A 14453-nucleotide genomic window follows, 5' to 3' on the forward strand; every position below is an offset into this window, starting at 1 on the left:
AGGATGTTAACGACCTCTTCTACTTTACTCATTCGTCTTTCCGAAGCGCCGGATGGCCCTCTGGAATGGACGCTGTATGATGAACAGAGCCGCTGCGAGATACACTCGCTGGAGCCGGGCGCCTCGCTGTCGGGGCTGGCGCGCCAACAGGCAGACCGTCCGACTCACCTCCTCCTTCCGGTACAGAAGGCAACCTTCAGAACGTTAACCGTCCCGACAAGCGGCTACGAGTTGACCGCCCAAAAATTACAGTGGCTGGCGGATGAGACACTGGATGAGGGGCAACCAGTACACCACTGGACGATCCTATGTCACCACAACGAGGAACTCAGGGTCGTGGGTATTGATCTCGCCTGGCTCAAGGCCAGGTTAATGCCTTTTCTTGATGCCGGTTTTAACCTTTGTCACGTGACGCTCGACGCGCTCGCACTGCCTGTGACCGAAGAGGGCTGGACGCTTTGGCGCGATAAAGACGCCTGGCTGGTCAGAACACACGAAGGGCGTGCCTGTCGGCTGTCCGACATTTGGCTTGAACATTTGCTTGCTCACTATCGACCCACGCGGCTGTTGTGTTATGGCCAACTTACGAATATCGGTCATGACGATAGCGTCCACGCGCTGCAGCCGCTGCTTGCCCTGTATCCTCAAGCCCACACAGTCAACCTGCTGCACGGGCGCGTTACCGATGGCGACAAGGCGAGACTTCTCATGGGCCGCCTGAAAAAAGTGGCCGTCGGTTGCGTGTTGCTGGCCGCTGGTGTTGCGCTCCTTACCCAGGCGGGACTTTACTGGCAACTCCATACTCTTGAACAGCAATTGAAAAACCGACAGCAGGCGCTGTGGCAAAGCTACATACCCGACAACCCGCACCGAAACAACATGAAGGCCTTTCTCCCGTCGCAGTTGCAACGCACCTTTCCCGCACCGCTCCCGATTCTGCAGCGGTTACATGAGGGTATGTCGACGTTTCCGACGTTATCGCTTGAGGGCGTGGACTACGATCGCAAACAAGGTTTGCTACGGATTTTGCTTTTTGCCCCTGATGAGGCCACCGTCAAACAATTTATTGCCGCTGACGCGTCAGGACTATCGCTGCGAATTGAAAAACATCAACAAGGATTGTGGACGCTACGCAATGATTAATCGCTTAAAGAACTGGCTATCACAGAAAAACGGAAACGAACGAGTACTGTACGTGGCGTTAATCGTCCTTACTCCTTTCATCCTGTACAGCTTCGGCCTCTATCTTCCGCTGTCTCGCGCCGTCGACACGCTGCAACTACGTTGTCAAAAGCTGAAGCGCGACACGGATTGGCTGGAGAAACAGGCCTCCGGACGGGGTCTACTGCCTATACGCAATGGGGCTAAAACCTTAGTAAATGCAGTCGTTGCCGATGCAAAACAGGCAGGCCTCACGGTGAAGATTAGTCAGAAGGATGAAACGCTGGAGGTCGCCGCTGCGGCGATCGACGTGGAGGCGTTTATGTCATGGCTGTGGCAGCTGCAACTTGAAAAGGGGCTTCCCATCGATACGCTGGAATTTCACGCCAGTAAGCAAGGTGACAGCAGCATTATCCTCACGCGTATGACGCTTCCGCTGGGCACCCGAGGAAAATAAGATGCAATTGATACTGTTTCTGGCAATCGGACTGACTGCAGGTAGCCTGATGGGGCGCGTCGTTGACCGGTTGCCAATGATCGTGCAACGCGACCTCAGGGATCATGTGGGTAAAACGCGGCTTACGCTGTGGTCGCCGGGCTCACACTGCAGCCATTGCAATAATGTGGTGAAACGGGGGGACACCCTCCCATTGCTAAGCTGGCTACTACTGAGAGGGCGCTGCCGATACTGCCGCGGCATAATTCCTTTTCGATATCTGATGTTTGAGGCGCTGTGCCTGCTGGCATCGATCTACAGCGTTTATCAGCACCCCACCTCACCTGTCTTAGCGTTGGCGATTTTTCTCTATTTCTGGTTTGCGCTGACCCTGAGCGTGATCGATTACCGTTACTATTTGCTCCCTGACACGCTCACCCTACCGCTCCTGTGGCTTGGCCTGCTGTTTAATCTCCACAGTGGCGTGGTGACCTGCGAGGATGCGGTCACGGGTGCTGCGGCTGGCTATCTTTTTCTATGGGCACTTTACTGGCTGGTCTGGCTTCTGCGCCATAAAGAGGGGCTGGGGTTCGGAGATTTCAAGTTGCTTGCGGCAGCAGGTGCCTGGACAGGCTGGCAGAGCTTACCGGTCATCCTGCTGGCGGCGTCGCTAATCGGCGTCATCTGGGGTCTGGTGCTAATGGTGAAAAAGCCGCACGTTTCGCCAGTGATTCCTTTCGGACCAGCGTTGGCGGCGAGCGGCTTCGGCTATTTTTACTGGTTTATAACCTGAGCACCTTAAGACGGTGTTATTCCTCTTCGCGGATTTGCGCCAGTAAATAATTCTGGATACCGAGTTTATCGATAAGATCGAGTTCGGTCTCCAGCCAGTCTATGTGACCTTCCTCGTCTGCCAGAATTTCGATCATCATATCGCGGCTCACATAGTCATGAACGCTGTCCGCATAGGCAATGGCTTCACGAAGGTCTTTCGCACCTTCAAGTTCCAGCCTGAGGTCAGAACGCAGCATCTCCTCGACATCCTCACCGATGCCCAGCTTGCCGAGATCCTGCAGGTTAGGAATACCTTCAAGAAATAAAATACGCTCGATATATTTATCAGCGTGTTTCATCTCATCTATAGATTCATGGTACTCAACGTCATTCAGACGTGTAAGACCCCAGTTTTTGAACATTCTTGCATGGAGAAAATACTGGTTGATTGCGACAAGCTCATTTCCCAATAATTTATTGAGATAACTTATGATTTTAACATCACCTTTCATTATATAGTCCCTCCGCTTCCACTCATTGAAGCGTAGATCGGGCTACGGGGATGTCAAAAAAAAGATGGGCGCTTACGCGATCTCTTTGTATTCCGGGATCTGCATCAGTTCGTCCTGCATAATCTCACGCGCTGCGCGAACGCATTTACCGCATTGATTTCCCACCGGAACAAACTTGCGAAGCTGCTGGAATGACTGTGGCTGAAACTGGCGAACGGCCTGACGTATTTTTTTGTCGCTTACACCATTACATAAACAAACGTACATAGAGACTCCCGTTCAAAATATGCGCAAAGTGTAAGTGAGAATGGTTATGATTACAATAGCACAAGCGCCGGAATACGGGGCGGGAGCGGACAAATAATGCGAATTTTTATGACAGTGACTTTACGGTAGAAAACAAAAAAGGACGCCGAAGCGTCCTTTTTTTATTCAGGGATAATTAATTAGCCCAGAACTTTAGCAACAACGCCCGCGCCAACGGTACGGCCGCCTTCACGGATTGCGAAACGCAGACCGTCGTCCATCGCGATTGGGTGGATCAGAGTCACAACCATCTTGATGTTGTCGCCTGGCATTACCATCTCTACGCCTTCTGGCAGTTCGATGGTACCGGTCACGTCAGTTGTACGGAAGTAGAACTGTGGACGGTAGCCTTTGAAGAACGGAGTATGACGGCCGCCTTCGTCTTTGGACAGGATGTACACTTCAGATTCGAACTTGGTGTGTGGCTTGATTGAGCCTGGCTTCGCCAGAACCTGACCACGTTCGATTTCTTCACGCTTGATACCACGCAGCAGAACACCAACGTTCTCACCGGCACGGCCTTCGTCCAGCAGTTTGCGGAACATTTCAACGCCAGTACAGGTAGACTTCGCAGTCTCTTTGATACCAACGATTTCAACTTCTTCACCAACTTTGATGATACCGCGCTCTACACGACCGGTAACAACGGTACCACGACCGGAGATGGAGAATACGTCTTCGATTGGCAGCAGGAATGGCTTGTCAATCGCACGCTCTGGTTCTGGGATGTAAGAATCCAGGAAGCCAGCCAGTTCGATGATTTTCGCTTCCCACTCTGCTTCGCCTTCCAGCGCTTTCAGCGCGGAACCACGAACGATTGGGGTGTCGTCGCCTGGGAAATCGTACTGAGACAGCAGTTCACGAACTTCCATCTCTACCAGTTCCAGCAGCTCTTCGTCATCAACCATGTCGCACTTGTTCAGGAACACGATGATGAAAGGAACGCCTACCTGACGACCCAGCAGGATGTGCTCACGGGTCTGAGGCATTGGGCCGTCAGTCGCAGCAACAACCAGGATCGCGCCGTCCATCTGCGCAGCACCGGTGATCATGTTTTTAACATAGTCGGCGTGGCCTGGGCAGTCTACGTGTGCGTAGTGGCGAGTCGGGGTGTCGTACTCAACGTGGGAAGTGTTGATGGTGATACCACGAGCTTTTTCTTCTGGTGCGTTATCGATCTGGTCGAATGCACGAGCAGAACCACCGTAGGTTTTAGCCAGAACGGTAGTGATTGCAGCAGTCAGGGTAGTTTTACCATGGTCAACGTGGCCGATAGTACCAACGTTAACGTGCGGTTTTGTACGTTCAAATTTTTCTTTAGACACGGCTATATTCCTTACTATAGTGCTCTCCCCTCTGGAGAGAGCACGGGACTTAGGTTTTAATCCTGTGGATTACTTACCACGGGCTTCAATAACGGCCTGAGCAACGTTGTTAGGCGCATCATCATACTTCAGGAATTCCATGGTGTATGATGCACGACCTTTGGTCAGAGAACGCAGCTGAGTTGCATATCCGAACATTTCAGACAGCGGAACTTCAGCGTGGATCTTAACGCCAGTTACTTCGGATTCCTGACCACGCAGCATACCGCGACGACGGCTCAAGTCACCGATAACGTCACCGGTGTTCTCTTCAGGAGTTTCTACTTCAACCTTCATGATTGGCTCAAGCAGAACTGGTTTTGCTTTCTTAAAGCCTTCTTTAAAGGCAATAGACGCAGCCAGTTTAAACGCCAGTTCAGAGGAGTCAACGTCGTGGTAAGAACCGAAGTGCAGACGGATACCCATGTCAACAACCGGATAGCCAGCCAGAGGGCCCGCTTTCAGCTGTTCCTGGATGCCTTTATCAACGGCTGGGATGTATTCGCCAGGAATTACACCACCTTTGATGTCGTTGATGAACTCGTAACCTTTCGGGTTAGAGCCCGGCTCCAGTGGGTACATGTCGATCACAACGTGACCGTACTGACCGCGACCACCAGACTGCTTAGCGTGTTTACCTTCAATATCGGTAACTTTCGCGCGAATCGCTTCGCGGTAAGCAACCTGAGGTTTACCCACGTTCGCTTCAACGTTGAATTCACGCTTCATACGGTCAACGATGATGTCCAGGTGCAGTTCACCCATACCAGCGATGATGGTCTGGTTAGATTCTTCATCAGTCCATACGCGGAATGATGGGTCTTCTTTCGCCAGACGGCCCAGAGCCAGACCCATTTTTTCCTGGTCAGCTTTGGTTTTTGGTTCAACTGCGATGGAGATTACCGGCTCAGGGAATTCCATACGCTCCAGAATGATCGGGTGATCCGGGTCACACAGGGTGTCACCAGTGGTCACGTCTTTCAGACCGATAGCTGCAGCGATGTCGCCCGCACGAACTTCTTTGATCTCTTCACGTTTGTTAGCGTGCATCTGTACGATACGGCCAAAACGTTCACGCGCCGCTTTCACGGAGTTCAGGATGGTGTCACCGGAGTTAACCACACCAGAGTAAACGCGGAAGAAGGTCAGGTTACCCACGAATGGGTCGGTAGCAATTTTGAACGCCAGTGCAGAGAACGGCTCGTCATCACTTGCGTGACGCTCAGCCGGAGTATCTTTACCGTCGTCCAGGATGCCGTTGATCGCAGGAACGTCAACCGGGGATGGCAGGTAGTCAACTACCGCATCCAGCATCGCCTGAACACCTTTGTTCTTGAACGCAGAACCACAGGTTACCAGGATGATTTCGTTGTTCAGAACGCGCTGACGCAGAGCTTTTTTGATCTCTTCTTCAGACAGTTCTTCACCACCCAGGTATTTCTCCATCAGCTCTTCAGAAGCTTCAGCAGCGGATTCGATCAGGTTCTGGTGCCATTCGTCAGCCAGGTCCTGCATCTCAGCCGGGATATCTTCGTATTCGAAGGTAACGCCCTGGTCTGCATCGTTCCAGTTGATGGCTTTCATTTTCACCAGGTCGATAACGCCGGTGAAGCCTTCTTCAGCACCAATTGCCAGCTGCAGCGGAACAGGGTTCGCGCCCAGACGGGTTTTGATCTGGCCAACAACTTTCAGGAAGTTAGCACCCATACGGTCCATTTTGTTAACGAACGCGATGCGTGGAACTTTATATTTGTTCGCCTGACGCCATACGGTTTCAGACTGTGGCTGAACACCACCAACTGCGCAATAAACCATTACCGCGCCGTCAAGAACACGCATGGAACGTTCTACTTCGATGGTGAAGTCAACGTGGCCCGGGGTGTCGATGATGTTTACGCGATGCGGTTCATACTGCTTAGCCATACCTGACCAGAATGCAGTAGTCGCTGCGGAGGTGATGGTAATACCACGCTCCTGCTCCTGTTCCATCCAGTCCATGGTGGCTGCGCCGTCATGAACTTCACCGATTTTATGGTTTACACCGGTGTAGAACAGAATACGTTCGGTAGTAGTGGTCTTACCGGCGTCGATGTGCGCACTGATACCGATGTTACGGTAGCGTGCGATGGGTGTTGTACGAGCCATTTGATTCCTCGTTTGTTTCTTTAGGCGTTCAGTTAAGTTACCCAGAGCGGGCGGCTTCTCTGAAGCGCCCGCCTGGTGACTAATACTCCGAAGGGATTACCAACGGTAGTGTGCGAACGCCTTGTTGGCTTCTGCCATACGGTGAACGTCTTCACGTTTCTTAACTGCAGTACCTTTGTTTTCTGCAGCATCAGAAAGTTCGTTCGCCAGACGCAGAGCCATGGATTTATCACCGCGTTTACGAGCAGCTTCAACGATCCAACGCATTGCCAGGGCATTACGACGAACCGGACGAACTTCAACTGGAACCTGATAAGTAGAACCACCAACGCGGCGGGACTTAACTTCTACAGTTGGGCGAACGTTGTCGAGAGCGACTTCGAAAGCTTCCAGTTCATTTTTACCAGAACGCTGAGCCAGGGTCTCCAGCGCGCTGTATACGATTGCTTCTGCAGTAGATTTTTTACCATCTACCATCAGGATATTTACAAATTTTGCCAGCAGTTCTGATCCGAACTTCGGATCTGGAAGAATTTTACGCTGACCAATGACGCGACGACGTGGCATGGGAATACTCCGTTGTTAATTCAGGATTGTCCAAAACTCTACGAGTTTAGTTTGACATTAAGATAAATCAGTTTGGCCTTACTTAACGGAGAACCATTAAGCCTTAGGACGCTTCACGCCGTACTTGGAGCGAGCCTGCTTACGGTCTTTAACACCTGAGCAGTCCAGCGCACCACGAACGGTGTGGTAACGAACACCCGGAAGGTCTTTAACACGACCGCCACGGATCAGGATCACGGAGTGCTCCTGCAGGTTGTGACCTTCACCACCGATGTAGGAAGTCACTTCGAAACCGTTAGTCAAACGCACACGGCATACTTTACGCAGTGCGGAGTTTGGTTTTTTAGGAGTGGTGGTATATACACGAGTACATACGCCACGTTTCTGCGGGCAGGCTTCCAGCGCAGGCACGTTGCTTTTTGCAACTTTGCGTGCACGTGGTTTGCGTACCAGCTGGTTAACTGTTGCCATTAAATAGCTCCTGGTTTTAGCTTTTGCTTCGTAAACACGTAATAAAACGACCTCATACAATATGAGGACGCGAAATTTTAGGGCTACGTCGAAAAGGTGTCAAGAAATATACAGCGATCTCAAATCACCAGTTCATTTGACTGGCGTGCGTCACAGTAAGATTGACGAAATCAGTATAGCCAACCACGTCAATTTTGGCTGAAATTTGACCAGAAAGACCCCGCGCATCCAGATCGTCCTTCAGCGCAGAGACAGTTATGGGGGCATTCGTGAGAATTTCAACGAAACGGCCGCCTTCAAGCGCAGCGAGCACGCCATCCTGAATCAGCAGCAGATCGTCACCTTCGCGCAGCATGCTCAACAACGTGTCGATATCACATTGCCATGGTGAATGGCTGAGAATATGGAGCATGGAAGCCTCAGAAAGTCAGAATGGTGTCGTAGTGGGAAAGCTGTTCACGCAGTGCTGCGGCAGGTAAGGTCGTCACATCCAGCACAAAAGGCGTCTTATCGCTTAAACCGCGTACCGTTAAAGAGTCGGCACAGACATAGCAGGTTTCAATATCGTAAAGCGGCAGCACTTTGAAGGTGGAAATGTAGTCGCGTGCCAGAATGGCCTGCGGCTGTTGGCCCGCCAGAAGCTGAAGCACGCCGTCCCCCATAAAGAAGACACCGATATCTTCTGTCAATGCCGATGTCGCAAGCAGCGCATCCAGTCCTTCGCGGCCAGAGGCGCTGCCGTGCGGCGCAGAAGTAAAAACAAATGCCACACGCTTCATCAGAATTGCACCACTCTGTCGCAGGTTAACGCCGCCTGGGCCAATGCGCCCAGACCACTCAACGAAAAACCAGGCTGCAGGTTAGCGCCCGATAACCCCAGGCGTTCGGCTTCGGCTGTATCCGTCACGCCGCGACGCAGCGCCGCCGCTACGCAGATATGCAGCTCTACGCCCTGCTTTTCATTTAACGCCTGCCAGGCGCGGACCAGGTCAAACTCGTCACTCGCCGGTGACGTAAATTGGTTCGCGTTATACACCCCTTCCCGATAGAAGAAGACGCTCGCCAGTTGGTGCCCGGCCGCCAGCAGCGCATGCGCAAACTGCAGCGCGCTGCTGGCCTGCTGAGTCCCATACGCGGGGCCCGTTACCATTAACGCAAAACGCATTACTTATCTTGCCCCACGAAATCGCCGCTTTTGAACTGACGGATGTAGAGGTAAACCGTATGCTTTGAGATGTTCAGACGATCGGCCACCTGGTTGATGGCATCTTTAATATCAAAAATCCCTTTCTCGTAGAGATTGAGAACGATCTGGCGATTCTTGGCGTTGTTCGATACGTTGCGGTCGGCATTGACCTCTTCAATGGTGAACTCAAGCGTCTGCGTCACAAGATCTTCAACGGAGGAGGCAAAGTTAACAGAAGAGCCGACGTCTGGCGTTTCTGGCGGAATAAAGGTGCTCATGATCTGGGAGAAAGGCACATCAAGGTTCATGTTGATGCACAGCAGCCCAATCACACGATGCTCGCGATTTCGAATCGCGATGGTTTCTGATTTCATCAGCACGCCGCTTTTGGCGCGGGTGAAATAACATTTTGAGACGCTGCTGTCCGCGCCGGTCATGTCATGCAACATACGCAATGCAAGGTCGGTAATTGGCGAACCAATTTTACGGCCGGTATGCTCACCATTAGCAATGCGGATGGCGGAACACTTCAGATCTTGCAGGGAGTGCAATACGATTTCGCAGTGGGAACCAATGAGCATCGCTAACCCGTCCACTACCGCTTCATAGGATTTCAGAATATCGAAGTCGGTCTGGTCAAAAGGACGTTGATCCAGCAAATCAAGTTCACTGGTTTCGTTGGTTAAAAGCGACCTGGACATGAAAAAAACACTCCTTTTCAGGAGCCTGTCGTTAGGTTTTCAGGGCAGGCTCATTATCTACACGGACAACTAAATTAATACAGCGTGCCTAACGCTTTCCAGTGTTAATTATATCTGCCCCACAATAAAAAACCGCCGCCTTAAAAGGCGGCGGTTTGCATCACATTACTTCTTCGCGTCTGTCGCAGCTTTCTGATCTGCCTGCGCTTCCGGTTTCGCATCCGCTTTCGGCGCTGGTTTGATGTCCAGCAGCTCTACGTCGAAGACCAGAGTGGAGTTAGCCGGGATACCCGGAACGCCAGTTTTGCCATAGGCCAGATCCGGTGGGATAACCAGCTTGATTTTGCCGCCTTTTTTGATGTTTTTCAGGCCTTCAGTCCAGCCAGGGATCACACCGTCAAGACGGAAGGAAAGAGGCTCACCACGGGTGTAAGAGTTGTCGAACTCTTTACCGTCGATCAGCGTACCTTTGTAGTTCACCACAACGGTGTCGCTGTCTTTAGGCGCATCACCGGTACCTTCTTTCTCAACTTTATACACCAGGCCAGTAGAAGAGGTTTTCACACCCTTCTCTTTAGCAAAGGTATCGCGGTAGGCTTTGCCTTTCGCTTCGTTGTCTTTAGCGTCCGCTTCCATCTTGGTCTGAGCGGCACCCTTCACGCGCGCTTCGAACGCCTGCAGGGTCTGTTCGATTTCCTGGTCAGAGAGCTTGCTCTTATCAGCAAAGGCGTCCTGAACACCCGCGATCAGCTGGGTTTTATCCAGTTTGATGCCCAGTTTCTCTTGTTCTTTCAGAGAGTTTTCCATGTAACGGCCCAAAGATGCGCCCAGTGCGTAGGCGGATTTCTGGTCGTCATTTTTGAACGCCGCTTTGCTGTCTGCAGTGGCAGCAGGCTTCGCAGCAGTATCAGCAGCGAATGACAGCGGCGCGTTCAGTGCAACAGCCATCGTCGTCGCCAGCAGCGTTACTTTAAACAGTGATTTCATCCATATCTCCAGGGCCTGGGGACTCTCACCCCAGCGTTAAACGTAAATGAGTGACGTACTATAAAACGTTGCGGAAGAAATCTACAGACAGACACTTCCAATTCTCGCCACTTTTCAGACTATTTTTGTTTAAATAAGTTTCTTGCCAACGGTATAGAGACTGTACTTAAGGATAAACTCAGTTAAACTGCGCCGCCGCTGGGCCAATATGGCATATCAGATATAAACGAGGTGAATGATGAAGGATACAACGATAGAAGCGAGAATGGCTGAGCTGGAAAGCCGCCTGGCTTTTCAGGACATCACCATCGAAGAGCTTAACCAGACCGTGACCGCGCACGAACTTGAAATGGCGAAACTGCGGGATCATATGCGCCTGCTGACGGAAAAGCTGAAGGCGACGCAGCCGTCAAACATTGCCTCGCAGTCAGAAGAGACGCCACCACCTCATTATTGAGGCGTAAAAAAAGCGGGATTATCCCGCTTTTTTATTTTCCGCATGACGGAATTAGTGGCAACCGCAGCCGCCGTTACCGCAACCACCTTTACCATGGTCATGACCATGGTCGTGGCCATGACCACCGCAGCAGCCGTCGTGGCCGTGATCGTGATCGTGGTCGTGACCGTGCGCACCGTGAACGTGGCCATGAGCCAGCTCTTCTTCGGTCGCTTCACGGATCGCAACAACTTCTACGTTGAACTTCAGGTTCTGGCCAGCCAGCATGTGGTTGCCGTCAACCACAACGTGGTCGTCTTCAACTTCAGTGATTTCAACAGGAACCGGACCCTGGTCAGTTTCAGCCAGGAAGCGCATGCCAACCTGCAGCTCGTCAACGCCCATGAACACGTCTTTAGGAACGCGCTGAACCAGGTTGTCGTCATACTGACCGTAAGCGTCGTTCGCGCCTACAGCAACGTCAAATTTGTCGCCAACTTCATGACCTTCCAGCGCAGTTTCCAGGCCGGAAATCAGGGAACCGTGACCATGCAGGTAGTCCAGCGGCGCACTCACCGGAGACTCATCAACCAACACACCGTCTTCTGTACGTACCTGATAGGCCAGGCTGACCACCAGGTCTTTTGCTACTTTCATGATATCTCCTGAGCGTGGGAAAATTGCTGGCGCAGATTGTAGCGGAAATCTGCACCCGTGTACCCTTAAGCTTAAAAAAACTCAGAGCATATCGCTAGTCTGGATGAAAAATGCCGATCACTTGCTCTTCTTTGCGAACGTGATCGCGTGCTTCTTTGTCGGCCTCACGCATCTGGTGACCGCACTTAACACACTCAACAACATCAATATTATTTTCCCGCCACATCGCCAGGGTATCTTGCGCCTGGCAGGACGGGCACTTTGCACCCGCGATAAAGCGTTTACGTACAGCCATCTTTCGTTACCCTTTATTCAAATTCATCCCAGCCGTCGAGCTGGCGTCGTTCCTGCTGCATCTCTCTCTGGAAGATCTCCTCCAGCTCGCGACGCGCTTCCCGCACGCGTGAGATCTGCGCCGTATCGGTATGTACCGGCATCAGCTCACGCAGCATTCTCATATCCAGCCGGCGGAAATGCATCTGGGCGCGCTGCGCCTGGTGAGGATGCATCCCCAGAGAAATTAACGCCTTGCGCCCCAGCTCCAGCGCACTGGAGAACGTCTCGCGTGAGAAGTGTTTCACACCCGCCTGCAACAATTCGTGAGCTTCAACACGTCCCCGGGCACGCGCCAGAATATGCAGGTGCGGAAAGTGCTGCTGACACAGTTCCACCAGCTTCATCGTATCTTCCGGATCGTTGCAGGTGATGACGATAGACTCTGCGGCTTCCGCCCCGGCCGAGCGCAGAAGCTCAAGTTGGGTCGCATCGCCGTAATAGACCTTATAGCCATATTTACGCATCAGGTTAACCGCGCTGATATCGCGCTCCAGCACCGTAATGCGCATTTTGTTCGCCATCAATAGGCGGCCAATCACCTGCCCGAAGCGGCCAAAGCCCACGACAATAACCTGCGGCTTATCGTCTTCCACCCACGGCGCTTCATCTTCATCGTCTGCCGGATTCAGGCGCCGCGACAGGAGTTTATCCACCATCTTCATGAGCAGCGGCGTGGTCATCATCGACAGCGTCACCGTTACCAGCAGCAGCGCCATCTGGTCGTCTTTAAACAGCTTCTGTGAGGAGGCGGTAGAAAACAGCACGAACGCGAACTCGCCTCCCTGGCTCAACACGCTGGCAAATTGCATGCGTTCTGAACTGCGCAGCCCGTAGATACGCGCCATGACGTACAGTACCAGCGTCTTCACCGCCACCAGAATGGCGACGCTAACAATGACCCACAGCAGATGGGTATAGAGCACGCCAAGATTGAGCGCCATTCCCACAGAAATAAAGAACAGGCCTAACAGCAGTCCTTTAAAGGGATCGATGGCAATTTCCAGTTCGTGACGATATTCGCTCTCCGCCAGCAGCACCCCGGCGATAAAGGTCCCGAGCGCCATCGACAGCCCCAGCGCGTCCATAAACAGCGCCGAACCGAGCACCAGCAGCAGCGTCGCCGCGGTAAATACCTCGCGCACGCCCGAGGCAGCAATAAAGCGGAACACCGGACGTAACAGGAAACGTCCGCCAATCAGCATGCCCGCGAAGGCCAGCACCTTCATGGAAATTTTTGCCCAGTCGAAGTGATCGTCACCCGAGCCCGCCAGCAGCGGCACCAGCGCCAGCGCCGGGATCACCGCTAAATCCTGAAACAGCAGGACCGAAAAGCCCAGCTGTCCGGCTTCATTGCGGTTCATTCCCTTGTCGCGCATCAGCTGCAGCGCCATCGCCGTCGACGACATGGCAAGGCCTATCCCGCCGATGACCGCCGCCTGCCAGGAAAAATGGGTCAACATGAGCAAGCCAGCCAGAATCGCGGCGCTGAAAAGCACCTGCGCGGCGCCCACGCCAAAGATAGAGCGTCGAAGCTGCCACAGCTTCGAGGGATTCAGTTCGAGGCCGATGATGAACATCAGGAACACCACGCCGAGCTCCGAGAAATGGAGTATTTCATCCACGTCGCTGATGAAACCCAGCCCCCAGGGGCCAATGGCGATCCCCGCGAGCAAATACCCCAGCACCGCCCCGATGCCGATACGAGCGGCAAGCGGCACCGCGACAACGGCCGCAAATAAAAACAGCACCCCGGCGAGGAGCAAATTCGATCCTTCCATTAACGACCTCCTGCCGGAATCGGTGATGCCAGCCATTCGCCGTAGGCTCTGGCGTGGCTTGCCAGTTCTTTCGGATCCTGACGCCGTGCCCAGTAGACAATAATCGGACTCATCCAGTGCATGCGGCACATGGCCGCAGTCAGCTCGAAAGGCCGCAGGATATCGCTCATCGGATAGCGGTTCAGCCCGTCGTGACGGTAAGCGCTTTCGGGTTCACCGGTGGTGATCACACTGCGCCAGTACTTTCCCGCCAGTTGGTTGCCCCCCACCCCGCTGGAGAAACCCCGGCTCAGCACGCGGTCCAGCCACTCTTTCAGCAGCGCCGGGCAGCTATAGGTATAAAGCGGATGCTGGAACACGATCACGTCATGCTGACGCAGCAGTTCCTGCTCGTAAGGAATATCAATAAAGAAATCAGGATAGTGCGCGTAGAGATCGTGCACCGTTACGTTACTGAGCTGTGTGGCCGGCTTAAGCAGCACCCGGTTTGCCACCGAGTCCTGAGATTCCGGATGGGCATACAGCAGCAGCACTTTTGCTGTCTGAGACATCATTCCCCTCCCGGTCTTGTTTCTGTTTTTGTGTATCGTCGTTGTTTTGGGCTACCATGGCGGCCCGGTGCGGAAAACGGCCCAC

General features: G+C 52.9%; 19 protein-coding genes. 4 read left to right on the forward strand and 15 right to left on the reverse strand.

The annotated features are described in order from the left end of the window. Positions 1 to 3: 3 nt before the first annotated feature. From gspL to URZ40_RS03045, 3 genes are read left to right on the forward strand one after another with little or no spacing between them, the layout of a single operon-like run. Positions 4 to 1143, forward strand: coding sequence for a type II secretion system protein GspL (gene gspL / locus URZ40_RS03035; protein WP_316380265.1), 1140 nt, complete (start codon positions 4 to 6; stop codon positions 1141 to 1143). Then, positions 1136 to 1618: a type II secretion system protein GspM gene (gene gspM, locus URZ40_RS03040; protein ID WP_320719753.1), complete on the forward strand. Its 483-nt coding sequence runs from the start codon at positions 1136 to 1138 to the stop codon at positions 1616 to 1618. Before gspL ends, gspM begins: the two co-directional genes overlap by 8 nt. 1 nt (position 1619) lies before the next feature. Further along, positions 1620 to 2390 carry an A24 family peptidase gene (locus URZ40_RS03045; RefSeq protein ID WP_316380263.1) on the forward strand — a complete coding sequence of 257 codons (771 nt, stop codon included), beginning with the start codon at positions 1620 to 1622 and terminating at the stop codon, positions 2388 to 2390. Between the two features lie 16 nt (positions 2391 to 2406). Here the strand turns inward: URZ40_RS03045 and bfr are convergent, their stop codons facing one another. The 11 genes from bfr to fkpA form a co-directional block, all read right to left on the reverse strand. Further along, on the reverse strand, positions 2407 to 2883 hold the full coding sequence (bfr, locus tag URZ40_RS03050; protein WP_233003706.1) for a bacterioferritin: 477 nt from the start codon (positions 2881 to 2883) through the stop codon (positions 2407 to 2409). A 72-nt stretch (positions 2884 to 2955) separates the two neighbouring features. Then, entirely contained in the window at positions 2956 to 3150 is a 195-nt protein-coding gene (bfd, locus tag URZ40_RS03055; RefSeq protein ID WP_008503493.1) for a bacterioferritin-associated ferredoxin, read from the reverse strand. A gap of 179 nt (positions 3151 to 3329) precedes the next feature. Continuing rightward, a complete protein-coding gene (gene tuf / locus URZ40_RS03060) occupies positions 3330 to 4514 on the reverse strand; it encodes an elongation factor Tu (protein WP_014068448.1) in 1185 nt (394 codons plus the stop codon). 69 nt (positions 4515 to 4583) lie between these two features. Then, positions 4584 to 6698, reverse strand: coding sequence for an elongation factor G (fusA, locus tag URZ40_RS03065; protein WP_029882142.1), 2115 nt, complete (start codon positions 6696 to 6698; stop codon positions 4584 to 4586). 96 nt (positions 6699 to 6794) lie between these two features. Then, positions 6795 to 7265 carry a 30S ribosomal protein S7 gene (rpsG, locus tag URZ40_RS03070; protein WP_003861706.1) on the reverse strand — a complete coding sequence of 157 codons (471 nt, stop codon included), beginning with the start codon at positions 7263 to 7265 and terminating at the stop codon, positions 6795 to 6797. Between the two features lie 96 nt (positions 7266 to 7361). After that, positions 7362 to 7736: a 30S ribosomal protein S12 gene (gene rpsL / locus URZ40_RS03075; protein WP_000246815.1), complete on the reverse strand. Its 375-nt coding sequence runs from the start codon at positions 7734 to 7736 to the stop codon at positions 7362 to 7364. 124 nt (positions 7737 to 7860) lie between these two features. Continuing rightward, positions 7861 to 8148 (reverse strand): sulfurtransferase complex subunit TusB, encoded by a 288-nt coding sequence (tusB, locus tag URZ40_RS03080; protein WP_041911943.1) that lies wholly within the window; start codon positions 8146 to 8148, stop codon positions 7861 to 7863. Positions 8149 to 8155: 7 nt separating this feature from the next. Further along, positions 8156 to 8515, reverse strand: coding sequence for a sulfurtransferase complex subunit TusC (tusC, locus tag URZ40_RS03085; protein WP_116342633.1), 360 nt, complete (start codon positions 8513 to 8515; stop codon positions 8156 to 8158). Further along, positions 8515 to 8901, reverse strand: a complete 387-nt coding sequence (gene tusD, locus URZ40_RS03090) for a sulfurtransferase complex subunit TusD (protein ID WP_116342635.1) — start codon at positions 8899 to 8901, stop codon at positions 8515 to 8517. Before tusD ends, tusC begins: the two co-directional genes overlap by 1 nt. After that, positions 8901 to 9623: a transcriptional regulator gene (locus tag URZ40_RS03095; protein ID WP_014885489.1), complete on the reverse strand. Its 723-nt coding sequence runs from the start codon at positions 9621 to 9623 to the stop codon at positions 8901 to 8903. Before URZ40_RS03095 ends, tusD begins: the two co-directional genes overlap by 1 nt. A 165-nt stretch (positions 9624 to 9788) precedes the next feature. Then, the gene (fkpA, locus tag URZ40_RS03100) at positions 9789 to 10610 is read right to left on the reverse strand and encodes an FKBP-type peptidyl-prolyl cis-trans isomerase (RefSeq protein WP_116342637.1); all 822 of its coding nucleotides are present in this window, start codon (positions 10608 to 10610) and stop codon (positions 9789 to 9791) included. A 238-nt stretch (positions 10611 to 10848) separates the two neighbouring features. Between fkpA and URZ40_RS03105 the strand changes: the two genes are divergently transcribed. After that, a complete protein-coding gene (locus URZ40_RS03105) occupies positions 10849 to 11067 on the forward strand; it encodes a protein SlyX (protein ID WP_008503009.1) in 219 nt (72 codons plus the stop codon). Between the two features lie 51 nt (positions 11068 to 11118). Here URZ40_RS03105 and slyD read toward each other — a convergent pair whose 3' ends face one another. From slyD to kefG, 4 genes are all read right to left on the reverse strand, one after another. Next, entirely contained in the window at positions 11119 to 11703 is a 585-nt protein-coding gene (gene slyD, locus URZ40_RS03110; protein ID WP_023331458.1) for a peptidylprolyl isomerase, read from the reverse strand. A 94-nt stretch (positions 11704 to 11797) separates the two neighbouring features. Continuing rightward, entirely contained in the window at positions 11798 to 11998 is a 201-nt protein-coding gene (locus tag URZ40_RS03115; protein ID WP_013099038.1) for a YheV family putative zinc ribbon protein, read from the reverse strand. Positions 11999 to 12011: 13 nt separating this feature from the next. Next, the gene (gene kefB, locus URZ40_RS03120) at positions 12012 to 13817 is read right to left on the reverse strand and encodes a glutathione-regulated potassium-efflux system protein KefB (RefSeq protein ID WP_116342639.1); all 1806 of its coding nucleotides are present in this window, start codon (positions 13815 to 13817) and stop codon (positions 12012 to 12014) included. Beyond that, positions 13817 to 14371, reverse strand: coding sequence for a glutathione-regulated potassium-efflux system ancillary protein KefG (gene kefG, locus URZ40_RS03125; RefSeq protein ID WP_021242220.1), 555 nt, complete (start codon positions 14369 to 14371; stop codon positions 13817 to 13819). Before kefG ends, kefB begins: the two co-directional genes overlap by 1 nt. Positions 14372 to 14453: the final 82 nt, after the last annotated feature.

This window comes from Enterobacter sp. 296B2 (genome assembly GCF_034106185.1).
GTDB lineage: Bacteria > Pseudomonadota > Gammaproteobacteria > Enterobacterales > Enterobacteriaceae > Enterobacter > Enterobacter cloacae_N.